The organism is Thermomonospora umbrina (genome assembly GCF_003386555.1).
GTDB lineage: Bacteria > Actinomycetota > Actinomycetes > Streptosporangiales > Streptosporangiaceae > Thermomonospora > Thermomonospora umbrina.
The window spans coordinates 5,894,071-5,916,873 of sequence record NZ_QTTT01000001.1; the positions used below are offsets into that span (position 1 = coordinate 5,894,071).

Consider the following 22,803-nt stretch of genomic DNA (forward strand, 5'->3'; position numbering starts at 1 on the left):
GACCGTTAAAGGGTCGGGCAAGGATGCGTAAAGTAAAATCACCCAGAGTGTCCATGTAGGTACGAACCGTACTTACAGTCCGTTTCCACCCCGAATCGGGCTGCACGGCCGTTCCCGCCGTGCGATCGGGGTCAGACGCGCACGCCGGAGGTCTCCAGCACCGAGACCCTCCCCGTGTCGAGTTCGTAGTAGGCGCCGACGAGTCCCAGCCGCCCCCGACGGACCCGATCGGTCAGCGCCGGGTCCCGTTCGAGGACCGCCACCGTGCGGCTGACGTGCGCGCGCACCGTCTGGTCCGTGAGATCGCCGCCGCGACGATGGGCGTCGGCCACGGCGGGCCGCAGCGCGTCCGCCACCCGGTCGAGATGGCCGGGCAGGGACCGCCCGTTGTCGATCGCGTCGATGGCAGCCCGCACCGCGCCGCACCGCTGGTGCCCCAGCACCACGATCAGCGGCACGTCGTCCTGCACCGGCCCGTACTCGACGGAGCCGATGACGAGGTCGTCCAGGCTCTCGCCGCCCGTGCGGATGACGAACAGGTCGCCGATGCCCTGGTCGAAGACCGCCTCCGGGGGCACCCGCGAGTCGATGCACGACACCACGGTCGCGAACGGGTGCTGCTCGGCCGACACCTCCCAGCGGCGCTCGGTGCTCTGGTGCGGGTGCTGCGGCCGGCCCGCGACCCACAGCCGGTTGCCGGCCGCCAGTCGGGCCCACGCCTCGGTCGGACTCGGCCGGCCGTGCGCGGGCGGCGTCGAGCGCGGGGCCCGGCCCGTCGGCGTGCGCGCGCCCCCGCCGGCCCCCGCCGCCGCCGTGCCGTCGTCCGTGCAGCCGGCCAGGGCCGGGCCCAGCAGCGCGAGCCCGGCGGTGGCCAGGGCACCGCCCAGGACCCGGCGGCGGTCGGGCCGGGCGGTGCGGTCCGCGATCGGATCGGCGACGGATTCGGCGGTGTACGGGTCCCGGTGAGCGTCGTGAGCGTGTCGGGGGGCAGCGGACATCATCGGCCGTCCTTCCGGCTGATTCCCGGCCGTCCGGACCGCGAAGTCCGGTCGGCGCTGCGGAATATGCCATAAGGGTGATTTGTCGCGAACCCCCGAAGGATAATCCTCGCCCTGTCTGTCCGGATCGTCGGGTTATGTTTTGCTGGCCGCCCCGCTCCCGCAAGCTCGCCGTTGCGGCATTCGTCCCTTTCTTGGTGTTATCGCTGGTCAGTGGACCACTCCGGCGTCGGACGCCGATCACCCGACGGCGCGGCGCGCGAGCCCCGGCCGACTCCCGAGAGCACCGGTATCGACGCCGTGAAGTCCGTCACCTTTGTCTCTCCGCACCGGCACCGTTATCGCACCTCGACGATTTCGTCCCTTTGTTCGCCGCATTCGAGGTGGTCGACTTCTCGTTCGGGCCCTTCGGCGGGGTGGGCGGGCGGAACGCCGCCGTACGGTGCGCCGTCGGTGGGCTCGACGGAGGTTTTCGGCGTCGCGTCCTTGTCAGGCGGGCGGGGCGGGGTTATACAGGTGATAACAATGTTACGGAGAACTCATGCGCGTCGACTACCTCGAAGGCACGATGGCCCCCGTCCGTGAGGAGACCACCCTCACCGACCTGGCCGTCACCGGCGCCCTGCCGGAGCGGCTGAACGGCCGCTACCTGCGCAACGGCCCCAACCCGATCGGCGAGATCGACCCCGCGGCGTACCACTGGTTCACCGGGGACGGCATGGTCCACGGGGTCCGCCTGCGCGACGGCCGCGCCGAGTGGTACCGCAACCGCTGGGTCCGCGGCCCCCGCGCCGCCCGGCTGCTCGGCGAGCCCGACCGTCCCGCCGGGGGAGCCGCCGGGATGGACCTCGTCGGGGCCAACACCAACGTGATCGGTCACGCCGGGCGCACCCTGGCGCTCGTCGAGGGCGGCATCACCAACCTCGAGCTGACCGACGAGCTCGACACCGTGGGGCCCTGCGACTTCGACGGCACCCTCGCCGGCGGCTACACCGCCCACCCCAAGCGCGACCCGCGCACCGGTGAGCTGCACGCCGTCTCCTACTCCTTCACCCGCGGCGACCGTGTGCAGTACTCCGTCATCGACGTCCACGGCCGGGCCCGCCGCACCGTCGACATCCCGGTCGGCGGGAGCCTGATGATGCACGACTTCGCACTGACCGAACGCCATGTCGTCATCTACGACCTGCCGGTCACGTTCGACGCCGACCGGGTCGCCCGGGCGAGCTTCCCGGCCCCCGTGCGCGTTCCGGCGCGCCTCGTCATCGACGCGCTCGTCGGACGGGTCAGGATCCCCGACCCGATCGCCGCCTCGGTCGGGCGGCGCGGATCGGGAGCGGGCCTGCCCTACCGCTGGGACCCGCGGCGCCCCGCCCGGGTCGGCGTCATGCCCCGCGAGGGCGGCGCGGACGACGTCCGCTGGTTCGAGATCGGGCCGTGCTACGTCTTCCACTCGCTCAACGCCTACGACGACGGCGACACCGTCGTGTGCGACGTCGTCCGGCACCCCAAGATGTTCGACACCGACCTGAACGGTCCGAACGAGGGCCGCACCTCGCTCGACCGTTGGATCATCGACCTGGCCGCCGGCAAGGTGGTCGAGTCCCGCCGCGACGACCGGTACCAGGAGTTCCCCCGCGTCGACGAACGCCTCACCGGGCACCGCCACCGCTACGGCTACGCCGTCGAGGTGCGGGAGGGCGCCGGCCCGAGCGACACCCTCCTCAAGCACGATCTGGTGGAGGACACCGTCCGGTCGCGGTCCTTCGGCCCCGACAAGGCCGTGGGGGAGTTCGTCTTCGATCCCGCCGCGCCCGACGCGGCCGAGGACGACGGGGTGCTCCTCGGCCTCGTCTCCGACCTGCCGACCGGGACCACCGACCTCACCGTCCTGGACGCCGCCACCTTGGAGACCATCGCCGCCGTCCACATCCCCGCACGCGTTCCGGCGGGCTTCCACGGCAACTGGGTCCCCTCCGCCTGACGATCGGCACGGCTACGAGGGCGACTCCTCCCGCTCGCCCGGATACAGGTCGGTGGCGATGCGGACGAACTGCGCGACCGACCGTTCCCGCGAGCCCTGCGCCCACGCGATGACGGTGGTGTACGGGCCGGCGTCCGCCACCGGCCGGTAGACGACGTCGGCCCTCGGGCTGCGTTCGGCCAGCCACGCCGGGACGAGCGCGACCGCCTGCCCGAGGGCCACCACCTCCAGCAACTGCGCGGCGTCGCGGATGACGGGCCCGGGCTTGAGATCGGTCGAGGGACAGGGGACGAGCTCGCCCTCGGCCGTGTCGTACCCCAGCGAGTAGGCCCGCTCCGCCGGGGTCGACCGCTCCCAGCGCGGCATCGGCTCGCGTCGCAGGTCACGGCAGTACAGCGGGTCCCGGTGGGCCAGGGAATGCCCGACGGGAAGGGCGGCGACCCGCGGCAGGACGTCCAGCACCTCCAGTTCGAGCCCGCCGCGGTCGTACGGAGACCCCAGCACCGCCACGTCGGCCCTGCCGTCGCGGACCATGGCCGCCTGCTCTCGATGGCCGCTGACCACGAACTCGGCCTGCGGCCCGCCGGGCAGGGCCCGGTAGACGTCGAGGACGCGCCGCAGGATGTCGGTCGCGATCCCCGGCTTGGCGGTCACCACCAGGGCGGTCGACGCCTGCGCGGCGCGGTGCGCCCGCCGGCTGAAGGCGGTCACCGCGTCGAGCGCGCCCCGCGCCTCGCGGAGCAGGGACGCCCCCAGTTCGGTGAGCGCGACCCCGCGGGCCTCCCGCTCGAACAGGTCCGCCCCGAGCCGACGCTCCATCCGGCGGACGGCCCTCGACAGCGGAGGCTGGGCGATGCCCAGGCGTTCGGCCGCCCGGGAGAAGTTGAGCTCCTCCGCCACCGCGACGAAGTACCGCAACTCGCGCAGGTCAAAAGGCTCCATACCGGCAGGCTAGGCGCGCTCCGGCGCATCGGTATTCCACTTTTGTGCGTGATTCCCGGGCCCGCCCTCCCCGGTCGCCGTGGGATGCGGCCGGTTGACACCGTCCGCGCCGAGAGTCCTATAGTACTAGGTAACTAGATAAATGGAGGCTCGCGATGATCGAGTTCCATCTGGACGACCGGTCCGGGCTCTCGCCGTACCTGCAGTTGGCCCGGCAGGTGCGCCAGGCGCTGCGGCTGGGCCTGCTGCACGAGGGGGACCAGCTCCCCACCGTCAAGGAGGTGGTGGGGCGGCTGGCGATCAACCCCAACACGGTGCTCAAGGCGTACCGGGAGCTGGAGCACGAGGGGCTGGTGGCCGCCCGGCCCGGGGTGGGGACCTTCGTGACGGCGACCCTGGCGGACGCCTCGCTGGCGGCGCACGGCCCGCTGCGCCAGGAGCTGCGGCGCTGGCTGGCCAAGGCCCGTCGGGCCGGGCTCGACGACGAGAGCATCGAGGCGCTGTTCATGACGACCTTTCGGTCCACCGCTCAGGAGGAGATAGCGTGACCGCCGTTCTGCGAGCCCGGGGCCTGGGCAGGAGGTACGGCCGGCGCTGGGCGTTGACCGACTGCACGCTGGACGTCCCGGCCGGCCACGTCGTGGGCCTCGTCGGCCCCAACGGCGCCGGCAAGACCACCCTGTTGAGCCTGGCCAGTGGTCAGATCGCGCCGACGACCGGCGACATCACCGTGCTCGGGGAGACCCCCGGGTCCGGCCCGGCGCATCTGGCCAAGGTCGGTTTCGTCGCCCAGGACACGCCCACGTACGCCCGGCTGAGCATCGCCGAGCACCTGAGGCTGGGCGCCCGACTCAACCCCGGATGGGACGACGCGCTGGCGCGGGACCGCATCGCGCGGCTCGGGCTCGACCCCGACCGGCGGGCCGGACGGCTGTCGGGCGGGCAGCGCGCCCAACTCGCCCTGACCCTGGGCATCGCCAAACGGCCGGAGCTGCTGATCCTGGACGAGCCGGTCGCCGCGCTGGATCCGCTCGCCCGCCACGAGTTCATGCAGGTCCTGATGGAGGCCGCCGCCGAGCAGGAGTTCAGCGTGGTGCTGTCCTCCCACCTGGTCTCGGACCTGGAGCGCACCTGCGACCACCTGGTGGTGCTGGTCGACTCCCGCGTTCGACTGTCCGGCGATGTCGAGGGGCTGCTGGCCGCCCACCACCGGATCACCGGCCCGCGCCGCGACCCCGACCGGCTCGCCGCCGGGCAGCACGTGGTGTCCGCCAGCCACACCGACCGGCAGAGCACCTTCATCATCCGCACGGACGACCCGATCCACGACCCGGCGTGGACCGTCAGCCAGGTGAGCCTGGAGGACCTCGTGCTGGCCTACATGAGCCGGCCGGCCGAGACCGCGTCCGCCGGCCGCCCCGTACTGGAGATACAGCGATGATCTGGTTGACCTGGCGACAGTTCCGCGCCTCGGCCGCCGTGACGGCCGTCGCCCTGGCGGCCCTGGCGGCGGTCCTGGCGATCACCCGCCCGGGCATCGCCGACCGGCACTCGGCCGCGGTCGCCGCCTGCGGCCGATCCTCCGACTGCGAGCGGATCGTCGAGGACTTCTTCTACGACCACCAGCTCGGGTGGTTCGCGCTCATCGCCGTCGTGCTGCTGCTGCCGGCCCTCGTGGGGCTCTTCTGGGGCGCGCCGCTGATCGCCGGCGAGCTCGAGTCCGGCACGCACCGGCTGGTGTGGAACCAGAGCGTGACCCGCGTCCGCTGGCTGGCGGTCAAGCTGGTCGTCACCGGGGCGGCCACCGTGACCGTCGCCGGGCTGGCCAGTCTGGTGGCGACATGGTGGTCCGAGCCCCTCGACAAGGCCGCCGTCGAGCACTTCACGCGGATGTCGCCCCTGCTCTTCGACACCCGGGGCATCGCCCCCATCGGCTACGCGGCCTTCGCCTTCGTCCTCGGGGTGACCGTCGGGCTGCTGGTCCGTCGGACCGTTCCGGCCATGGCCGTCACGCTGGCCGTCTTCGCCGTCGTCCAGATCGCGATGCCGATGCTGGTGCGGCCCCATCTCATGTCGCCGGTCCGCATGAACACCCCGATCACCGTGGACAACATGGCGGGTCTGCAGGCGAAGGGGCCCGACGCCCCGCTCAAGGTGACCGTCAAGGCACCCGACCCCGACGCCTGGGTCCTCTCCAACGAGACCCTGAACGCGTCCGGACGCACGGTCGGCACCCTGCCCGCGCACCTGACCAACGGAGCCTGCCGGCCCCCCGCGGAACGCCCGCCCGCGAACCCCTCCGAGGTCACGGGCAGGCCGGGCCCTCCGCAGGGCTGCTTCGACGCGATCAAAAAACTCGGCTATCGACAGCGGGTGACCTACCAGCCGTCCACCCGTTACTGGGCCTTCCAGGGGATCGAGACCGGCATCTACGCCGTTCTCACCGTCGGTCTCGTGGGGTTCTGCGTCTGGTGGATCCGCCGCCGCATCTCCTGATCCCGATCGGCGGCCGTGTCCCGTTCGCGTCCCCGGTGCCCGTGATGTCTACTCGTTGTGCAGGACCTCGGCGATGGTGAGCCGAGCCGCCGACCGGGCCGGGACCAGGGCGCCGAGGACGGCGATCAGCACCCCCGCCAAGGCGGGCCCGACGAGCTGCGGCGCGTCCCAGACGTCCTTCATCGACTCCGGGAAGACGACGATGCCGACGTTGTCGACCAGCAGCCGGTGCGCGACCATCCCGAGGGGCACCCCGAGCAGCCCGCCGACCGCGCCGAGCGCCGCCACGGACGTCACCGTCATCGCCACGACCTGACGCGGGGTCATCCCGATCGACTTGAGCATGCCCAGGTCGCGACGCCGTTCCCGGGTGTTCAGCAGGACCGTGTTGAGGACGCCCAGGGCGGCGACGACGGTCAGCAACAGGGTGAACACCGACGCGAAGCCCACGATCGTCGCGGTGACGGCGTTCCCGGAGTCGTCCACCGTCGCGCGGACTCCGGGGGCGGCCGCCCGCACCGCGTCGACGTAGGCGCGCGTGTCGGCGCCGGGGGCGAGCCGGACCCGGTAGTCGACGGCCCGCAGGTCGGGGGAGAGCAACGCCAGGGTCTCCCAGTTGGAGGTCAGGCTGCGGGCGTCGCCGTCCATGAGCCCGCCGACGATGGTGACCCTCGCCTGCCGGCCGTTGAGGCGCAGGATGATCCGGTCGCCGACCGTCACCGCGTGCTGCGTCAGGAAGGACGGCCCGACGAGGACCTCGCCGGGGCCGGTCAGCCCGCGGCCGTGGACGATCTCGGGGGCGACGGCATCGAGGTCGCCCCGGTAGAACGAGGCGGACCGGGGTTCGGTGTGGCCGACGATGGCGACGCGGGCGAGCGCTCGGGCGGTGACGTGGGCCGCGCCGGGACCGGAGCGCAACGCCGCCTCGATCCGCCGGTCGCTCAGCTTCGCGTCGCCGACCGCGACGTCGACCCCGACACCCGTTCCGCCGCCCGCCTCGCCGAACGCCACCATGGTGCCGGTCAGGCCGGTGGTCAGGGTGACCGTGGTGACCCCCAACACGATCGCCGCCATGGTCAGGGCGCTGCGGGCGGGACGCGTGAACGGATGGCCCAGGCCCAGGCTGATCGAGCGCGGCAGCGGGGAGCCGCCGAGCCGGCGTTGCACGCGCAGCCCCCGCCCCGTGCGCGGGGCGCTGCCCGCGCTGATCGCCCGGGCCGCCGAGAGCCGGTGGGCGCGCAGGGCGGGGACGAGCGCGGCGAGCACGACGATCGCGGGCATCCCCACGAGGCCCGCGACGGACGCCCACGGACTGACGCCGATGGTGGCGCTGCCGGTGGGGATCCCGGTGAACGCGACCCGCAGAACGGGCCCCGCCAGCACGTTGCCGAGCAGCGTGCCGAGGACGCAGCCGACGGCGGCGGGCACCGACACCATCGCGAGATAGACCGCGACCACCTGGTTCGGGGTGAAGCCCAGCGCCTTGAGCACGCCGATGTGCCGGGACCCGGAGACCACCGCCCCGCTGATCACGTTCCCGACGATCAGCACCGAGACCAGCAGCCCGAGCACGCCGAACAGCGTCATGAACGGCAGATAGGCATCGGCCTGCGCGGAGAACGCCCGCTTGAGGGCGAGATGGGACTGCGCCGTGGTCAGCGAGCCCGGGGGCAGCCCGGCGGTGACATCGGCCAGCCCGGCGCGGACCCGCCCGTCCGTCGAGGCCTCCGCGAACCGGTAGAGCATCTGGAACGACGTCGGACGCAGCGCGGTCATCTGTCCGGGGGAGACCCAGGCGTCCGCGGACCTGCTCATGCTGGTGGCGAAGCCGACCACGGTGAGGGGCTGCGCCCCGGTCGCCGTGAGCCTCGATCCCAGCAGGTCCCGGTCGGGGGCGCCGTCGACGGGCCAGTCGACGACGATCTCCCCAGGGCCGGTGGCCCACCGACCCGCCAGCAGGTCGACGCGGTCCACCGGGCCGGCGGGATCGGCCCGCCCCACCACGGTGAGGGAACCGGCGGGCATCCACAGCCAGTCCTTCGGGACGTCGAGGACCCTCTGCCCGAAAGGCCCGGCGGCGGCCTTCACACCCGGCCTCCGAGCCGTCTCCGCCAGGCGCGCGTCCGTGACCCCGGCGGCGTCGAAGGTCGCCACCGCGTGGGCGCCGCGCTGCTGGGCGAAGGCCCGATCGAACGGCGCGGACGCGGCGGCGAGCAACGCCAGCGCGAGCAGGACCATCGTGGTGGTGCTCAGCACGACGAGCCCGATGACGATCGTCTGGAGCCTGCGCCGCCGCACCGCCGCCCGCGAGGCCCGCCACACGGCGCTCATCGGGCCGTCTCCAGCGCGCTCTCGCGGAACACCCGGCCGTCGGCGAACTCGACCAACCGGCCGGCGCACCGGGTGGCCAGGTGCGGGTCGTGGGTGACGATCAACAGGGTCTGGCCGATCTGGTTGAGGTCGATGAGCAGGTCCATGACCTGCTCGGCCGAGCGGCTGTCCAGGGCCCCGGTGGGCTCGTCGGCCAGCAGCAGGGCCGGGCGGTTCATCAGCGCCCGGGCCACGGCGACGCGCTGACGCTCCCCGCCGCTCAGCGCGGCCGGGTAGACGTTCCGGCGGTCGGCGACACCCAACTCCTCGAGGAGCTCCAGCGCCCTTCGGCGGGCGTGCCGGGCCGACGTCCCGGTCAGTTGGGCCGCGAGCGCCACGTTGTCCAGCGCCGGCAGGTCGTCGATCAGGTTGAAGAACTGGAAGATCATGCCGACGTGCCGGCGACGGAACAGCGCCAGCCCCGTCTCGTTGAGCGCCCCCAGGTCCTGCCCGTGGACCCGGACCGTTCCCGAGGTGGGGCGGTCCAGACCGGCGACCATGTTGAGCAGCGTGGACTTGCCGCAACCCGACGGCCCCATCACCGCGACCGCGTCGCCCGCGCGGATCTCCAGCGACACCCCGTCGAGGGCCTTCGTGTCGCCGTACTCCTTGTGGACGTCGTCCAGCCGGACGACGACCTGCTCCGAACCGCCGTTGTCAGTGGTCATGCCATGAACCTAGGAGTCGTCGGGCCGTGCGACGTCCGCCCCCGGATGTAACCCCCCGGACCCGTCATCCCCGAGATGTACGAGGGTGGACCCACGGGATGATTTCGCAGATCACGGCGTCGGGCCACGCCGGCCGGGGAGGTAGGGTGCCCCGGGTGAGCCCGTTGATCGTCGCCCTGGTGGTCGCCTGCGCCGCCGTCGTGTGGCTCGGCGCAGCGCTTGTCCGGGCGCGGCGGCGCTACCGGGACGCCATCGGCGAGCGCGGCTGGCTGCTGGAACGGGAACGCGAGAGCGCCGCCGGCGCGGCGGTCGACGCGGAACGGGCCCGGATCGCCGCGGAACTCCACGACATCGTCAGCCACAACGTCAGCCTGATGCTCGTCCAGGCCGGGGCCGCCCGTGAGGTGCTGGCCACCATGCCGGACGAGGCCGCGGCCGCCATGAACGCGGTGGAGACCGCCGGGCGGAACGCGATGACCGAACTGCGGCACCTCCTCGGTCTCCTCGCCCCGTCCCAGGACGGCGAGGACGGCGAGGACGAGCCCCACGGCACGGACCTGTCCCCGCAGCCGAGCCTGAGCGGGCTCAGCAGGCTGGTCGACCGCATCGCCTTCGCCGGCCTCCCCGTGGAGGTGCGGATCTCCGGGGAGCCCCGCCCCCTGCCGCCGGGGATCGACGTCACCGCCTACCGGATCATCCAGGAGGCGCTGACCAACACGCTCAAGCACGGAGACGCCGCGAAGGCCGAGGTGACGGTGCGATACGCCGACCGCCACGTGCGGGTGGAGGTGCTCAACAGCGGGCCCAGCGTGCTGACGGGCGACCGTTCGGCGTCGAGGGGGCGGGTGTCGGACGGGGCGGGGCGCGGCCTGCTCGGGCTGCGGGAGCGCGTCGCCGTCTACGGCGGGGACCTGGACGCCCGTCGCCGACTCGGCGGCGGTTACCGCGTCCGGGCCCGGATCCCCCTGGACCGGCCGTGACCGACGCGCCCGCCCCCGACCGCGGCCCCCGCGTCCTGATCGCGGACGATCAGGAGCTGGTCCGCACCGGCTTCCGCCTGATCCTGACCGCCCGCGGGATCGAGGTGGTCGGCGAGGCCGCCGACGGGGCCGAGGCGGTGGCGGCGGCGCTCCGGCTGCGACCCGACGTCGTCCTGATGGACATCCGGATGCCCGCCATGGACGGACTGGAGGCTGCCCGCCGCGTGCTCGCGCAGGTCCCGGAGTGCCGGGTGATCATGCTGACCACGTTCGACCTCGACCGGTACGTGTACGCCGCCCTCGCCGCGGGGGCCAGCGGCTTCCTGCTCAAGGACGTCACCCCGGCCCACCTGGCCGCCGCCGTGCGCCTCGTCGACACCGGCGACGCGCTGCTGGCCCCCTCCATCACCCGCCGCCTGGTCGAACGCTTCGCCGCCGGCGCGCCCGCCGCCCCGGCCCCGGCCGTCCATCGCGACCTCGCGGCCCTGACACCGCGCGAGTTGGAGGTGCTGACGCTGATGGGCCGGGGCCTGTCCAACACCGAGCTGGCGCACACGCTGACGCTCAGCGAGGCGACGGTGAAGACCCACGTGGCAAGGATCTTCGCCAAACTGGGCCTGCGCGATCGGGCCCAGGCCGTCGTGCTCGCCTACGAGACCGGTCTCGTAGCCCCCGGGGGACCCTCCGTTCGTCCGTCGTGACAAGAAACCTTGGACGGACCGCCGTAGCAGCACGAATGTGAAGCGGGTCACCATACCGGTCATGCGCATCGTGATTGCCGCTCTCATCGGCGTGCTGATGGCCGGGGGCGTCTCCGTCGGGGCCACCCAACTGATGGCCGACTCCTCCGACGACCCCGTCACCGGACAACTGCACAACTACGGGTCCCGCTGACGTGAGGAACGTCGATCGCGGTCCCGCCGCCGCGTTGGAGATCGTCGTACCCGCCCACAACGAGGCGGAACGGCTCCCGGCGGGCCTGGCGGAGCTGTGCGGAAGGCTGCGCGGGCTGCCCGTCCCGGCCGAGATCATCGTCGTCGACAACGCCAGCACCGACGGCACCGCCGACATCGTCCGGGCCTGGCGGGATCTGGGCCCCGTCCGCCTGGTGCGCTGCGAGACGCTCGGCAAGGGCGCCGCGGTCAGGGCCGGGCTGCTGGCCACCCGGGCGCCGTACGCCGGGTTCGTCGACGCCGACATGGCCACCGACCTCACGGCGCTGGACCGGGTGCTCGCCCTGCTCGCCGAGGGGCGCCCGGTGGTCGTGGGCTCCCGCCGCCACGCGCTCTCGGACGTGGAGGACCACGGCCGGCCGCTCCGGCGGCTCGGCGCCGTCGCCTTCAACCGGATGGTCCGCGACCTGGCGGGCGACCTGCCCGACACCCAGTGCGGCTTCAAGTTCTTCGCCGGGCCGCTGGTCCGCGCGGCGGCGGCCGACCTGCGCACCACGGGCTTCGCGTTCGACGTCGAGCTGCTCATGCACTGCATCCGGCGGGGCGCGGCCGTCACCGACATCCCCGTGGTGTGGCACGACCGTCCGGGCAGCACGTTCTCGGTGGGCCGGCACTCAGCGGCCTGCCTCATGGACCTGGCCCGCATCCGGCTCCGGGCCGGTCGGCGGCCCGCGACCGCGCCGGCGGCGGCCCGGTCCCTGGAGCCCGCCGTCGCGGCCGGCCCCTCCCAGGCCGGGCGGGGATGACGACGAACGTCGCCGGAACGCGGGTGGCGTTCGTCAACTGGCGGGATCCGTGGCATCCGGCGGCGGGCGGCGCCGAGCGCTACGCGTGGGGCCACGCCCGGCGGCTGGCCGCGCGCGGCGCCCGCGTCACCTTCGTGACCAGCCGCGCGCCCGGGCAGCGACGCCGTGAACGGGTCGAGGACGTGGAGTTCGTCCGGCTCGGCGGGCGGTTCACCGTCTACCCGCTGGTCCTGCTGTGGACGCTGACGCATCGCCGCTCCTTCGACGCGGTGATCGACTGCCAGAACGGCATCCCGTTCTTCACCCCGTGGGCGCTGCCCCGCCGCGTGCCGGTGTTCTGCGTCGTCCACCACGTGCACGACGCACAGTTCGGGCTGTACCTCCCGGGGTGGCTGGCCGGTCTCGGCCGGTTCCTGGAGGGCCCGGTCAGCCGCGTGACCTACCGCCGCCACGCGTTCGTCGTCGTGTCGCCCTCGACCCTCAAGGCCGTCCGGGGGCGGCTCGGCTGGCAGGGGGCCGTTCACCTGGTCCCCAACGGGACCCCCGCGCCGACGGTGCCTCCGGCGGCGCGTCCGGCGGGTGGGCCCCGGCTGGTCTGCGTGACCCGGCTCGTTCCGCACAAGCGGCCCGGCCGCCTGCTGGACCTGGCCGAACGACTGGCCGAGCGGCGTCCCGGGGTGCGGCTCGACATCGTCGGCACCGGACCGGAGGCGGCGGCGCTGGCGGCCGAGACCGCCGGGCGCGGCCTCGGCGACGTGGTGACGTTGCACGGTCACGTGTCCGAGGACGCCAAGTCGGCGCTGGTCGCACGCGCCGACCTGCACCTGAGCACCTCCCAGGGCGAGGGCTGGGGCCTGAGCGTGATCGAGGCGGCGGCGCTCGGCGTCCCGACGATCGCCTATGACGTGGACGGGCTGCGGGACGCCGTCCTCGACGGGGCGACGGGCTGGCTGGTCGACGCGGACGACGATCCGGTCGCCGGGCTGGTCGAGACGGCCGAGCGCGCCCTCAAGGAGCTCGCCGACCCCGCGCGACGCCGGGAGATCGCCGCCGCCTGCCGTTCCTGGGCGGGCGGGTTCGACTGGTCCAGGACGAGCGACCGGATGGCGGCGCTGATCGTCGAGGCGGTGCGGACCGAGCCCGCCGTGCGTCGGCCTCGGTCGCGGTCGAGCCGGAGGCGGTCCTTGAAGACCATGGAGAGATAGCGGTCGACGTGCTCGTCACCGTTCCGGGTGCCGACCATGATCCACCCCTGCCGCCGGATGGGCTCCCGGTCCTCCGCTCGGCCGGTCAGACGCGCACGCTGGTGAGCAGGTGCCAGATGACCCGCTCGTACTCGTCCCTGACGCGGGGCTTGTCCTGCTCGGCCGCCTCCGCGAGGGCCATCCCGGCCGCGCCGAGGATGTGGAACGTGATGCGCGCCAGCGGCTCCAGAGGCAGCGTGACCACGTCGGACGCGTCCGCCACCGCGTGGACGAGCTGCTCGATCTGGCCGTACGCGTACTCCTCCTCGCACTCCTTCCACCGCTCCCAGCCCAGCGCGATCGGCGCCTCCTGCCAGACCACGCGCCCGTAGACCGGATCGCAGCAGCGGTCGAGGAACGAGCCCAACGCGGCCCGCACCATCGCCCACGGGTCGTCGCCGGCGGCCTCCACGGCCGCCGTCACCAGTCGCACCGTGTCGCCCTCCAGCCCGTCGAACACCGCCTGGAACAATGCGATCTTGCTCGCGAAGTGGTGGTAGACCGCGCCGCGGGTGACCCTGGTGTCGGCGGCGACGTCCTCGAGGGCCGTGCCGGCATAGCCGCGTTCGGCGAAGCGGCGGGTGGCCGCCTCGAGCAGGGCGGCCTTGGTCGCCTCCGAGTACTGCTCGCGCCGGCTCTTGACAGGTGACATGCGATGAGTATACGAACATACGTAGAGTATGTGTCCAACGTCGAGTATGTGCCCGTCGCCTCGTGTCGCCGGAGCGGGTCGCGGCCGGTCACCCAGCAGGCTGGAGACGATCGATGACCGACACGGAGCTGATCTTCAACCCGTTCGAGCCGGGCTTCACCGATGACCCCTATCCCGCCTACCGCGACCTGCGGGACGCCGATCCGGTGCACGAGTCCCCGTTCGGGCTCACGGTCGTGAGCCGCTACGAGGACGTCGGGGCCCTGCTGCGCGCCGGCCTCTCGGTCGACTCCCGGCTGGTCGCGCCCGGCATGTACCGCGACCAGTTCGACAGGCTGGACATCGCCGAGCCGACCCTCAGCCTGTCCATGCTCGACCGGGACCCGCCCGACCACACCCGGCTCCGCTCCCTGGTGACGAAGGTGTTCACCCCCCGTTCGGTCGCGGCGCTGGAGCCGATGATCACGGAGTTGGTGGACGACGCTCTCGACCGGATCGAGGAGTCCGGGCGGGTGGACCTGGTGGAGGCGCTGGCGTTCCCGCTGCCGTTCACGGTGATCTCGCGGATGCTCGGCGTGCCGACCACCGACCACATCCGCATCCGGGCGCTGAGCGGCACCATCGTGCGGTCCCTCGAACCGGTGGCGGACCCGCAGGTGCTCGACGAGATCGTCGAGGCCGGCATCGAGATGGCGGGGATCATCCGGGGTCTGATCGCCTGGAAGCGCGGGAACCCCGGCGACGACCTGCTCAGCGCGCTCATCGCCGCCGAGCAGGACGGCGACCGGCTGACCGAGGACGAGTTGGCCGCCCAGATCCTGCTGCTGTACGTCGCCGGCCACGAGACGACGGTCAACCTGATCTCCAACGCCGTCGTCGCCCTGCTGCGCCACCCGGACCAGCTCGCCCTGCTCCGCGACCGGCCGGACCTGGCGGACAACGCGGTGGAGGAGTTCCTCCGCTACGACAGCCCCGTCCAGCAGACCCGGCGGATCACCACCGCGCCGTACACCCTCGGCGGCCGGGAGATCCCGCAGGGCGCGTTCGTGGTGGGCTGCCTGGCGTCGGCCAACCGCGACGAGCGGTTCTGGGGCGAGGACGCCGACCGGCTCCGGATCGACCGGCCGAACGCCCGGAGCCACGTGGCCTTCGGCGCGGGCCCGCACCACTGCCTCGGCGCGTCCCTGGCCCGGCTGGAGGGCCGGGTGGCGATCGAACGGCTGGCGCGCCGCTTCCCGGGCCTCGCCTTCGACGGCGAGGTGACGTGGAACGGCCGCATCAACCTGCGCGGTCCCGCCCTCCTCCCGGTCGCCGTGTAGAAGATTCTTTGGGAGTCGCTGACACCGACCGGGCGCGTCGGAGGCGACGGAGTTCGCTACTTTGCGTAATCGATCACGCACCAAGGGCTAGGCTGGGTAGCGGTCGAGAGCACGACCAGATCTCCTTCAGATCGCCCGGCGGGAGCCGGTCCCACCCAGGACCGGCTCCCGCAGGGGTTCTTCTCCCTCCTGCTTTGTCGGCATCCTCACGATCGGCTGCGATACGGGTCGTTAGGCTGCCCTGGTGACGACGAAGCTGGTCAATCACGACCAAGTGACCGCCGGTCTGCGCATGGTCGCCCAGACGCTGAATCCGTTCGTTCAGACGCACATGACGCGCACGTACGGAGAGGTCTGGCTTCCGGGTTTCGTGCAGCGACACCCCCGGAACGGCGCGACCCGGGAACACCTCGGTGACCTCGGGTTCCTGATCTGGGTGCTGACCAAGGACGAGCGGGCGTTCGGCCCGAAGGTGCTGTCGGGACGGGCGCGGGGCCTCGCGCACCGGGTCCGCGAGGCGCGCAACCTCAGCTCCCACGACCAGCTCAACGACCTCGACCCCGACACCGCCCGGGCGGCGCTGGAGTCGATGGCCGAGTTCCTCGGGCTGATCGGGGATCCGGGCCGGGGCGACGAGCTGCGTCGACTGACCGGACGCCTCCGGCCGATCGGGCAGCAGACCCCCCACGCGGTGCGGCCGGAGCGCCCGTCCTCGACGACCCGGCGCCCGGCGACGCCGCCCGGCCCCAAGACCGGGCCCGGGCGGCGGCAGAACCAACAGAACCAACAGAGCCCGCAGGCCCAGCGGCGGAACGGCCGGCAGCCCGGGAAGAAGTCGAAGCGGCGGAAGCAGCCGCAGGGGCAGAACGCTCAACGGCGCCACCAGCCCGCGCCGAGCGGCCGTCCGGTGATCCGGATCAAGATCGGCTGCGGCGCGGTCGTCGCGCTCGTCCTCGTGGCCTCGGCGGTGGCGTGGGTGTTCTTCGGTCAGCGGGCCGCCGATCCGTACGCCGGCAAGTACGAGAACGAGCCCGTCGGCGCGCGGCTCAACGCGGGGCGGATCGAGGTCCCGGAGAGCTACCACCTGCGTTTCCTGGACGAGCCGATCGCCCCGCTCCAGGGCGGGTACGGCGGGGACCTCGGTTTCGGCGCGGGACGGGTGAGCGCGACGGACGGGCGCATCGTGGTCCTCACGCGCGGCGAGAGGCTCGGCTACGCGACCTGCCGCGACACCACGCGCTACACCGCAGCCACGTCCGTCACCAAGAGCCTGCGGATCTGCGTGACCACCGACACCGGAGTCGTCGCCGGGGTGGCCGTCAAAGGCGTGCGCCGGCAGGGCCTGAACAGCTACGTCAAACTCGACATCGTCGTCTGGAAGGGCCGCAAACCGAAGGGCTGACCCGTCGGATCGCGCTCTAACGGACCGGACGTTCCCACCACAGGGCCGTGTCCGGGGGCAGCACGAGGCGTTCGTCGTCGTCCCCGACACGGCCGCTGGTCAGCAGGACGGGACCGTTCACGGGAATGCGGACGGAACGGTCGCCCATGTTGACCGCGCACGCCAGCGAACGACCCTCGCCCGACTCCGGTTCACGGACGAACGCCAGCGTTCCCGGCGGTGCCTCCAGCCGGCGCAGGGGGCCGTCCCCCAGCGCGGGGTGCCGCCGGCGGACGGACAGCGCACGGCGGTACAGGGACAGCATCGAGTCGGGATCGGCGGACTGACGCTCGACGGTCAGGTCTCGCCAGTGCTCGGGGAGGGGCAGCCAACTGCGGTCGCCGGGACCGAAGCCGAACGGCGGCTCCTCGCCCGACCACGGCAGCGGCACCCGGCATCCGTCGCGCCCCGACTCGGAGTCGCGGCCCCGCTGCGGGTCCCTCAGATACTCGGCCGGCAGGTCGAGCACCTCGGCAAGTCCCAGCTCCTCGCCCTGGTAGACGTAGGCGGACCCGGGCAGCGCCAGCATCAGCAGCGCCGCGGCCCGCGCCCGTCGCAGCCCCAGGTCGCCGCCGCCGTACCGGGTGACGTGCCGTTTGACGTCGTGGTTGGACAGCACCCAGGTCGTCGGGGCGCCGACGAGCGCGGCGGTGCGCAGCGACTCCTCGATCACCTCGCCTTTGGCGCGGGCGTCCCAGGGCGCGGTCAGGTAGTGGAAGTTGAACGCCTGGTGCAGCTCGTCGGGCCGGACGTAGCGGGCCAGCCGCTCCGGCGTCGGCGCCCACGCCTCCGCGACGCCGATCCGTCCGCCCGGATAGGAGTTCAGCAGTCGCCGCCAGGAACGGTGGATGTCGTGGACGCCGTCCTGGTCGAAGTACGGCAGGACCCGGCGGCCGAGCATGGCGACCTGACCGGCGTGCCCCACGTCCGGCAGCCCGTCGGCCTTGACCATGCCGTGCGCCACGTCGACGCGGAAGCCGTCGACCCCCAGGTCCAGCCAGAACCGCAGCACGCCCTCGAACTCGGCGTGGACCTCGGGGTTCTCCCAGTTGAGGTCCGGTTGCTCGGGCGCGAACAGATGCAGGTACCACTGGCCGTCCGGCACCCGGGTCCACGCGGGCCCGCCGAACACCGACTCCCAGTCGTTCGGCGGCAGCGACCCGTCCGCGCCGCTGCCGTCGCGGAACACGTACCGCTCCCGCTCCCGGCTCCCCGGGGCCGCCTCCAGCGCCCCCAGGAACCACGCGTGCCGGTCGGAGGTGTGGTTCGGCACCAGGTCCAGGATGATCCGCAGACCGTGGCCGTGCGCCTCGTCGATCAGCGAGCGCGCGTCGTCCAGCGTCCCGAAGATCGGGTCCACCGCCCGGTGGTCGGCGACGTCGTAGCCGAAGTCGGCCATCGGCGAGCGGTAGAACGGCGTGATCCACAGCGCGTCCACCCCGAGCTGCGCCAGATAGGGCAGGCGGTCGCGGATTCCCGGCAGGTCGCCGACACCGTCCCCGTCCCCGTCGGCGAAGCTCCGGACGTACACCTGGTAGATCACCGCGCTGCGCCACCAGCGGTCGTCGCCGGAACCGTTCGTCGCGGCGGCATCGAATGCGTTCTCCGTCATCGCGTTCCCACCTTCCCCCGGGCTCGGCCCCATCGAACACCCGTCGGGCGTCGAACCGCCGCCTCCATGTGGGAACGGACGCCCAGCGGGCACAAGAACCGCTCCAGACGGACACCCCGGAGGCGCTGATGACCTTGGCAGCGGTCGTGCATCGGACGACGGACATCGACGGCATCGAGATCTTCTACCGGGAGGCCGGGCCGCCGGACGCCCCGGCGCTGGTGCTGCCGCACGGCTACCCGTGCTCGTCGTACGAGTTCCGCGATCTCATGGCGGCGCTGGGCGACCGCTACCGGTTGCTGGCCCCGGACCTGCCCGGCTTCGGCCACAGCGGCACGCCGGACCGGTCGCGGTTCTCCTACACCTTCGACGGCTACGCGGCCTTCCTGGAGCGTTTCACGGAGGTGATGGACCTGACCCGGTACGCCATCTACCTGCACGACTACGGCTCCCAGTTCGGTCTGCGCCTGGCGATGGGCGCGCCCGAGCGGGTCACCGCCCTCATCGTCCAGAACGGCGACATCTACGAGGACGAGATGGGCCCCAAGTACGCCTGGCTCAAGGAGTACTGGGCGAACCCGACCGCCGAGGGCCGGGCCGTCCTCGCCGGGAACGTCAGCGAGGACGGTTTCCGTGACGAGTTCCGCGGCGGGCTGCCCGCGCATCTCGCCGCGCGCGTCAGCCCCGACCTGTGGACGCTGCACTGGCGGCTGATGGACACCCCGCAGCGGAGGGAGAACGTGGTCGGCCTGTTCGAGGACCAGGCGACGACGCTCGCCTGGTTCCCCCGGCAGCAGGCGTATCTGCGTCAACACCGTCCGCCCACCCTCATCGTCTGGGGCCCGCACGACGGCTACATGCCGGAGGGCGCCGCCCGCGCGTACCTCCGCGACCTGCCGGACGCCGAGCTGCACCTGCTCGACGGCGGCCACTGGGCCCTGGAGACCAACCTCGGCGAGATCGTCGACCTCACCCGCGACTTCCTCGGCCGTGTTCTCCCCTAGGCCCTTCAGAACAGGGTCGGCGGCTCGGCCGGGACGGGATCGGCCAGCGGCTCGACCTCCGGCACCCGCGCCCTCACCTCATCGTGGAAACGGCGGGCGAGCGGCAGCGCCTCGGCGTTGTCGGGGGTGTGGACGAACACGGTGGGCGAACGGCCCTCGCGCAGCCACGCGACGACCGTGTCGACCCAGGGCCGCCAGCCCTCCACCGTGCGCTCCGTGTCGTCCCTGCCGAGGTACCGGACGATGGGCCGGTCGGTGAGGGCGGACGAACGGCGGGGGACGCGCGGCTTCTTCGTCCACGCGTCCCGCTCGGCGTCGCTGGTCGGCGGGCTCCGGAAGAGGACGGTCGTGTCGAACGGGACCCACTCGGCGCCCGCGCCGGCGAGCACCCGTTCGAGGAGCCGTTCCGCCCGCGCGTCCTCGAAGAACGCGCGGTGGCGGACCTCGACGGCATAGGCGTGCGTACGGGGGAGCCCGCGGAGGAAGCCCGCCAGCGCGCCGAGGTCGTTGGGGCCGAACGACCCGGGGAGCTGCACCCACAGGGCGTGGGCCCGTGGGCCGAGGGGCTCGACCGCCTCCAGGAACGCCCGCAGCTCCTCGTCGACGCCGCCGAGACGACGCTCGTGCGTGATCGGCTTGGGCAGCTTGACCACGAAGCGGAAGTCCGGGTCGGTCTGCTGCGCCCAGGACTCCACCGTGCTCCTCGCCGGGGTCGCGTAGAACGTCGTGTTGCCCTCCACCGCGTTGCACCACGTCGCGTACGACCGCAGGCGTTCCCTCGGGGGGAGCGACCGGGGGAGGAAACGCCCCTGCCAAGGCGCATGGGTCCACATCGCGCATCCAACATGAAGCCGCATGACCCCGACGCTACCGAAGGCGGCGGTGCGCTCAGGGCGTGGAGATGCCCGCCGGACGGGCCGGGCGGCTGAACCGCACCGGGACGCCGGGGGAGTAGAGCACGCTCGCCGGCTCCCCGAGGTCTCCGGGGAGGCCCGCCGCCGCCACCAGGTCCTGTTCGCACCGCAGCAACGTCGCCCGGTGCAGGGGCCACCGCGGATGGACGTTGGGCAGATAGGTCAGACGTCCGAGGAAGGTGTTGTGCATGCCCCAGCGCGCGGTGAGGAAGTGCTCCAGCTCGGTGGCCTCCTCCACCCTCTCGCCCACGCGGACCGCGATCCGGCTGTGGGCGCCGCGCGGCCCGGGCCACCGCCGTGAACTGGTGTACGTGACGACGTCCCCGTCGGTCCGTACCGTCATGCGCGACCACAGATAGGGCAGCCGGAAACCCGTCCGCGCCATGACGACGGGCACCAGCCGCGAGGCGTCCAACGACCGGAAGACCACGCCGCGCCGCCCGTGCTCGTCCACCGAATAGAGCCGGACGTTGGTCTCCGGAAAGCTCCCCAGATAGGGCACTCCCGGAAGCCGGAACCACCCGACGCGATGCATCCGGAACGCGACGAGCCCGACGTAGGTCGCGCCGTCGAGGGTGTCGGGCACCGCCCCCGCCGGCAGCAGGGGCGCCACGTCCTCCGGGCTCACGGCCCAATGAACGAACGCCAGGTCGAGCCACGACTGCGTCAGCAGCGGGTTGGGGACACTTCCGGGCGGATCGGCCGTAATGGGTTCAGGGAGGGGCGAAGCGGCAGACATCCGGTCAGCATGCCAGAGCGGCGACGCCGCCGGCCTCGACCACGACGACCGCGCCGGCGCGGGGCTTCTCACGTCACGGGGTCAGGCCGGTTCACGGGCGAGCGGACTCGACGTGCTCCTTGAGTCGCCGCAGGGTTCGGGCGATGTGCGTGCTGTTGGCCGTGGGGCGGTCCGGCCGCCCGGTGATGCGGATCGCGAACGGGATGAACCAGTCGGGAACGCGGATCCACGCCGTCTCGGTGACCGTGCAGCCGTCGTCCGTGGCCTCGACCTCGTACTGCCAGCGTGAGATGGGCACGCCGAAGGGCGTCTTGACGTCGTAGGCGAAGCGGCGGCCCGGGATGAGGTCGATGATCGTGGCGGTGGTCCACCACAGTCGCCACCGGTTGCGGTTGTAGCCCCGGAAGCGCGCCCCGACCGCCGGCCGTCGCGCGCGCCCCAGCCAGCGGACCTTGAAGGTCTCCTCGGCGAAGGCGGCCATCGCCACCGGGTCGCTGATCAGCTCGTACACCTGCGTGAGCGGGGCGGCGATGGTGATGCGTCCGCTCGACGGTGGAAAGTCCATTGCTCCGCACTCCTGCACCCGGTGGAAGGTGAGCACCGCTTACCAAGTGAGCACTGATTACAGCGCTCGCGGAGACCCGACGTCAAGAGGCCCCCGGTGTGGTAGCACTTCGAGGTATGGACGGCACAGAGCGTGCGGCGGGCGGTTCCGTGCCCGGCGGTCGGGCGGACGGACGGAACGGGCACCCCCGGGGCGCGCTGCGCGAGGTGCTGGTGGCCGTGGCCGTGGAGATGGTGGACGAGGGCGGCGCCGCGGCGGTCAGCGTGCGCGAGGTGGCGCGCCGTGCCGGAGTGTCCTCCGGGGCGCCGTTCCGGCACTTCGCCGACCGCGACGCGCTCCTGGAGGCGGCCGCCGAGGCGGTCGCCGCCCACTTCTTCGAGACCCAGGTCCGGGCCGCGGAGGAGGCGACCGGCCTGCGCTTCCGGGCGGTGGGCCTCGGCGTCGTCGGCTACGCCGTCACGTACCCGCACCGCTTCGAGTTGCTGCGGTCCATGCTGAACGGCGGTCCGCGCTCACCGCTGCTGAACCGGGCCTCGGCCATGTTCGACGCGTTCACGGCCGAGTTGGTCGACGCCGGCCGCGAGTCCGGCGAGCTGCGCGACCAGGATCCCGCCCTCGTCCGCCTGGCGGGCCACGCGCTCGCCTACGGCCTCGCCCAGATGACCATCGACGGCTACCTGCCCCGCGACGACGCCGAACGGCTGTCCGCCCAGGTCCTCGACCTCCTGGGAGAGGGCATCATGACGCCCCCCGGCCCCCCGTCGGGCGGCCACGACGGGATCTCCTGAACGACCTCTCAGCGGCGGGGGCCGTGACACCCGTCGCAGAGCGTCTTGATCCAGCCGCCGTCCCTCGCGCGCCCGGGGGCGCCGCACGCCTCGCAGGTCCGGCTGGACTCCTCCTCGGCCGCCGCCACGAGCCGCCGCGCCGCCGCGTCCTCCCTCGCCATCTCCTCCGTCCGCCGCTCGTCGGGCAGTTCCCCGCTCTCGAGGTACGGCCCGCGGAGCAGACCACTGACGAGGTAGATCCGCAGCGTGCCGTACTTCTCCTTGAGCTGACCGACGCGGTATCCGGGGCTGACCGCGAGCAGGTCCTCGTGCAGACGCGTCAACAGCGGATGCCAGCCTCGGCCGACGTGACCCATGTTCTCGGGGATCTGTTCGGGCACCTTCTCGA

The 22,803-nt window shown here is 72.7% G+C and carries 23 protein-coding genes; 13 read left to right on the forward strand and 10 right to left on the reverse strand.

Going from position 1 to position 22,803, the window contains the following annotated elements; genetic code table 11:
• Nucleotides 1-131: 131 nt before the first annotated feature.
• Complete coding sequence (locus tag DFJ69_RS26405; RefSeq protein WP_211328770.1) at nucleotides 132-1,001, reverse strand: carbonic anhydrase; 870 nt, start codon at nucleotides 999-1,001, stop codon at nucleotides 132-134.
• 538 nt (nucleotides 1,002-1,539) lie between these two features.
• Between DFJ69_RS26405 and DFJ69_RS26410 the strand changes: the two genes are divergently transcribed.
• The gene (locus DFJ69_RS26410; RefSeq protein ID WP_116025077.1) at nucleotides 1,540-2,982 is read left to right on the forward strand and encodes a carotenoid oxygenase family protein; all 1,443 of its coding nucleotides are present in this window, start codon (nucleotides 1,540-1,542) and stop codon (nucleotides 2,980-2,982) included.
• Between the two features lie 12 nt (nucleotides 2,983-2,994).
• Here DFJ69_RS26410 and DFJ69_RS26415 read toward each other — a convergent pair whose 3' ends face one another.
• Nucleotides 2,995-3,924, reverse strand: coding sequence for a LysR family transcriptional regulator (locus tag DFJ69_RS26415; RefSeq protein ID WP_116025078.1), 930 nt, complete (start codon nucleotides 3,922-3,924; stop codon nucleotides 2,995-2,997).
• 155 nt (nucleotides 3,925-4,079) lie between these two features.
• On the opposite strand from DFJ69_RS26415, the gene DFJ69_RS26420 reads away from it, so the two are divergent.
• Genes DFJ69_RS26420 through DFJ69_RS26430 form a run of 3 tightly spaced genes read left to right on the forward strand, consistent with a single transcriptional unit; the run spans nucleotide 4,080 to nucleotide 6,420 of the window.
• Nucleotides 4,080-4,472 (forward strand): GntR family transcriptional regulator, encoded by a 393-nt coding sequence (locus tag DFJ69_RS26420; protein ID WP_116025079.1) that lies wholly within the window; start codon nucleotides 4,080-4,082, stop codon nucleotides 4,470-4,472.
• Nucleotides 4,469-5,365, forward strand: a complete 897-nt coding sequence (locus DFJ69_RS26425; protein ID WP_116025080.1) for an ABC transporter ATP-binding protein — start codon at nucleotides 4,469-4,471, stop codon at nucleotides 5,363-5,365. The genes DFJ69_RS26420 and DFJ69_RS26425 overlap by 4 nt, the downstream gene beginning before the upstream one ends.
• The gene (locus DFJ69_RS26430; protein WP_116025081.1) at nucleotides 5,362-6,420 is read left to right on the forward strand and encodes an ABC transporter permease subunit; all 1,059 of its coding nucleotides are present in this window, start codon (nucleotides 5,362-5,364) and stop codon (nucleotides 6,418-6,420) included. The genes DFJ69_RS26425 and DFJ69_RS26430 overlap by 4 nt, the downstream gene beginning before the upstream one ends.
• Nucleotides 6,421-6,468: 48 nt before the next feature.
• Here the strand turns inward: DFJ69_RS26430 and DFJ69_RS26435 are convergent, their stop codons facing one another.
• Entirely contained in the window at nucleotides 6,469-8,751 is a 2,283-nt protein-coding gene (locus DFJ69_RS26435; protein ID WP_116025082.1) for an FtsX-like permease family protein, read from the reverse strand.
• Nucleotides 8,748-9,458, reverse strand: coding sequence for an ABC transporter ATP-binding protein (locus tag DFJ69_RS26440; protein ID WP_116025083.1), 711 nt, complete (start codon nucleotides 9,456-9,458; stop codon nucleotides 8,748-8,750). Before DFJ69_RS26440 ends, DFJ69_RS26435 begins: the two co-directional genes overlap by 4 nt.
• Nucleotides 9,459-9,613: 155 nt before the next feature.
• Between DFJ69_RS26440 and DFJ69_RS26445 the strand changes: the two genes are divergently transcribed.
• The 5 genes from DFJ69_RS26445 (at nucleotide 9,614) to DFJ69_RS26460 (ending at nucleotide 13,342) form a co-directional block, all read left to right on the forward strand.
• On the forward strand, nucleotides 9,614-10,438 hold the full coding sequence (locus DFJ69_RS26445; RefSeq protein ID WP_211328772.1) for a sensor histidine kinase: 825 nt from the start codon (nucleotides 9,614-9,616) through the stop codon (nucleotides 10,436-10,438).
• Nucleotides 10,435-11,139, forward strand: a complete 705-nt coding sequence (locus tag DFJ69_RS26450) for a response regulator (RefSeq protein WP_116025085.1) — start codon at nucleotides 10,435-10,437, stop codon at nucleotides 11,137-11,139. The genes DFJ69_RS26445 and DFJ69_RS26450 overlap by 4 nt, the downstream gene beginning before the upstream one ends.
• Before the next feature lie 61 nt (nucleotides 11,140-11,200).
• Nucleotides 11,201-11,332 carry a hypothetical protein gene (locus DFJ69_RS36250; protein ID WP_281275899.1) on the forward strand — a complete coding sequence of 44 codons (132 nt, stop codon included), beginning with the start codon at nucleotides 11,201-11,203 and terminating at the stop codon, nucleotides 11,330-11,332.
• 1 nt (nucleotide 11,333) lies between these two features.
• Nucleotides 11,334-12,137, forward strand: a complete 804-nt coding sequence (locus DFJ69_RS26455) for a glycosyltransferase (protein WP_116025086.1) — start codon at nucleotides 11,334-11,336, stop codon at nucleotides 12,135-12,137.
• Nucleotides 12,134-13,342, forward strand: coding sequence for a glycosyltransferase family 4 protein (locus DFJ69_RS26460; protein ID WP_116025087.1), 1,209 nt, complete (start codon nucleotides 12,134-12,136; stop codon nucleotides 13,340-13,342). Before DFJ69_RS26455 ends, DFJ69_RS26460 begins: the two co-directional genes overlap by 4 nt.
• Before the next feature lie 85 nt (nucleotides 13,343-13,427).
• Here DFJ69_RS26460 and DFJ69_RS26465 read toward each other — a convergent pair whose 3' ends face one another.
• On the reverse strand, nucleotides 13,428-14,033 hold the full coding sequence (locus DFJ69_RS26465; RefSeq protein ID WP_116025088.1) for a TetR/AcrR family transcriptional regulator: 606 nt from the start codon (nucleotides 14,031-14,033) through the stop codon (nucleotides 13,428-13,430).
• A 113-nt stretch (nucleotides 14,034-14,146) separates the two neighbouring features.
• On the opposite strand from DFJ69_RS26465, the gene DFJ69_RS26470 reads away from it, so the two are divergent.
• Nucleotides 14,147-15,352, forward strand: coding sequence for a cytochrome P450 (locus tag DFJ69_RS26470; protein WP_116025089.1), 1,206 nt, complete (start codon nucleotides 14,147-14,149; stop codon nucleotides 15,350-15,352).
• A gap of 244 nt (nucleotides 15,353-15,596) precedes the next feature.
• On the forward strand, nucleotides 15,597-16,754 hold the full coding sequence (locus DFJ69_RS26475) for a Swt1 family HEPN domain-containing protein (protein ID WP_116025090.1): 1,158 nt from the start codon (nucleotides 15,597-15,599) through the stop codon (nucleotides 16,752-16,754).
• A 16-nt stretch (nucleotides 16,755-16,770) separates the two neighbouring features.
• On the opposite strand, the gene DFJ69_RS26480 is transcribed toward DFJ69_RS26475, so the two are convergent.
• Entirely contained in the window at nucleotides 16,771-18,405 is a 1,635-nt protein-coding gene (locus DFJ69_RS26480) for a glycoside hydrolase family 13 protein (protein WP_116025091.1), read from the reverse strand.
• Nucleotides 18,406-18,533: 128 nt separating this feature from the next.
• Here DFJ69_RS26480 and DFJ69_RS26485 point away from each other — a divergent pair, with 128 nt between their 5' ends.
• A complete protein-coding gene (locus DFJ69_RS26485) occupies nucleotides 18,534-19,409 on the forward strand; it encodes an alpha/beta fold hydrolase (protein ID WP_116025092.1) in 876 nt (291 codons plus the stop codon).
• 5 nt (nucleotides 19,410-19,414) lie between these two features.
• Here the strand turns inward: DFJ69_RS26485 and DFJ69_RS26490 are convergent, their stop codons facing one another.
• The 3 genes from DFJ69_RS26490 to DFJ69_RS26500 all read right to left on the reverse strand — a co-directional run bounded on the left by DFJ69_RS26490 (nucleotide 19,415) and on the right by DFJ69_RS26500 (nucleotide 21,627).
• Nucleotides 19,415-20,266, reverse strand: a complete 852-nt coding sequence (locus DFJ69_RS26490; RefSeq protein ID WP_116025093.1) for a DUF72 domain-containing protein — start codon at nucleotides 20,264-20,266, stop codon at nucleotides 19,415-19,417.
• Between the two features lie 31 nt (nucleotides 20,267-20,297).
• Nucleotides 20,298-21,062, reverse strand: coding sequence for a YqjF family protein (locus DFJ69_RS26495; protein ID WP_116025094.1), 765 nt, complete (start codon nucleotides 21,060-21,062; stop codon nucleotides 20,298-20,300).
• A 91-nt stretch (nucleotides 21,063-21,153) separates the two neighbouring features.
• Complete coding sequence (locus tag DFJ69_RS26500; RefSeq protein WP_116025095.1) at nucleotides 21,154-21,627, reverse strand: SRPBCC family protein; 474 nt, start codon at nucleotides 21,625-21,627, stop codon at nucleotides 21,154-21,156.
• Nucleotides 21,628-21,743: 116 nt separating this feature from the next.
• Between DFJ69_RS26500 and DFJ69_RS26505 the strand changes: the two genes are divergently transcribed.
• The gene (locus DFJ69_RS26505; RefSeq protein ID WP_116025096.1) at nucleotides 21,744-22,415 is read left to right on the forward strand and encodes a TetR/AcrR family transcriptional regulator; all 672 of its coding nucleotides are present in this window, start codon (nucleotides 21,744-21,746) and stop codon (nucleotides 22,413-22,415) included.
• 8 nt (nucleotides 22,416-22,423) lie between these two features.
• Here DFJ69_RS26505 and DFJ69_RS26510 read toward each other — a convergent pair whose 3' ends face one another.
• Entirely contained in the window at nucleotides 22,424-22,795 is a 372-nt protein-coding gene (locus DFJ69_RS26510; RefSeq protein WP_211328774.1) for a hypothetical protein, read from the reverse strand.
• Nucleotides 22,796-22,803 lie beyond the last annotated feature (8 nt).

Coding starts and splice junctions, on each gene's coding strand:
- DFJ69_RS26405 (WP_211328770.1), bottom strand. CDS start 1,001: ATGATGTCCGCTGCCCCCCGACACGCTCACGACGCTCACCGGGACCCG.
- DFJ69_RS26410 (WP_116025077.1), top strand. CDS start 1,540: ATGCGCGTCGACTACCTCGAAGGCACGATGGCCCCCGTCCGTGAGGAG.
- DFJ69_RS26415 (WP_116025078.1), bottom strand. CDS start 3,924: ATGGAGCCTTTTGACCTGCGCGAGTTGCGGTACTTCGTCGCGGTGGCG.
- DFJ69_RS26420 (WP_116025079.1), top strand. CDS start 4,080: ATGATCGAGTTCCATCTGGACGACCGGTCCGGGCTCTCGCCGTACCTG.
- DFJ69_RS26430 (WP_116025081.1), top strand. CDS start 5,362: ATGATCTGGTTGACCTGGCGACAGTTCCGCGCCTCGGCCGCCGTGACG.
- DFJ69_RS26435 (WP_116025082.1), bottom strand. CDS start 8,751: ATGAGCGCCGTGTGGCGGGCCTCGCGGGCGGCGGTGCGGCGGCGCAGG.
- DFJ69_RS26440 (WP_116025083.1), bottom strand. CDS start 9,458: ATGACCACTGACAACGGCGGTTCGGAGCAGGTCGTCGTCCGGCTGGAC.
- DFJ69_RS36250 (WP_281275899.1), top strand. CDS start 11,201: ATGCGCATCGTGATTGCCGCTCTCATCGGCGTGCTGATGGCCGGGGGC.
- DFJ69_RS26460 (WP_116025087.1), top strand. CDS start 12,134: ATGACGACGAACGTCGCCGGAACGCGGGTGGCGTTCGTCAACTGGCGG.
- DFJ69_RS26465 (WP_116025088.1), bottom strand. CDS start 14,033: ATGTCACCTGTCAAGAGCCGGCGCGAGCAGTACTCGGAGGCGACCAAG.
- DFJ69_RS26470 (WP_116025089.1), top strand. CDS start 14,147: ATGACCGACACGGAGCTGATCTTCAACCCGTTCGAGCCGGGCTTCACC.
- DFJ69_RS26480 (WP_116025091.1), bottom strand. CDS start 18,405: ATGACGGAGAACGCATTCGATGCCGCCGCGACGAACGGTTCCGGCGAC.
- DFJ69_RS26485 (WP_116025092.1), top strand. CDS start 18,534: ATGACCTTGGCAGCGGTCGTGCATCGGACGACGGACATCGACGGCATC.
- DFJ69_RS26490 (WP_116025093.1), bottom strand. CDS start 20,266: ATGCGGCTTCATGTTGGATGCGCGATGTGGACCCATGCGCCTTGGCAG.
- DFJ69_RS26495 (WP_116025094.1), bottom strand. CDS start 21,062: ATGTCTGCCGCTTCGCCCCTCCCTGAACCCATTACGGCCGATCCGCCC.
- DFJ69_RS26500 (WP_116025095.1), bottom strand. CDS start 21,627: ATGGACTTTCCACCGTCGAGCGGACGCATCACCATCGCCGCCCCGCTC.
- DFJ69_RS26505 (WP_116025096.1), top strand. CDS start 21,744: ATGGACGGCACAGAGCGTGCGGCGGGCGGTTCCGTGCCCGGCGGTCGG.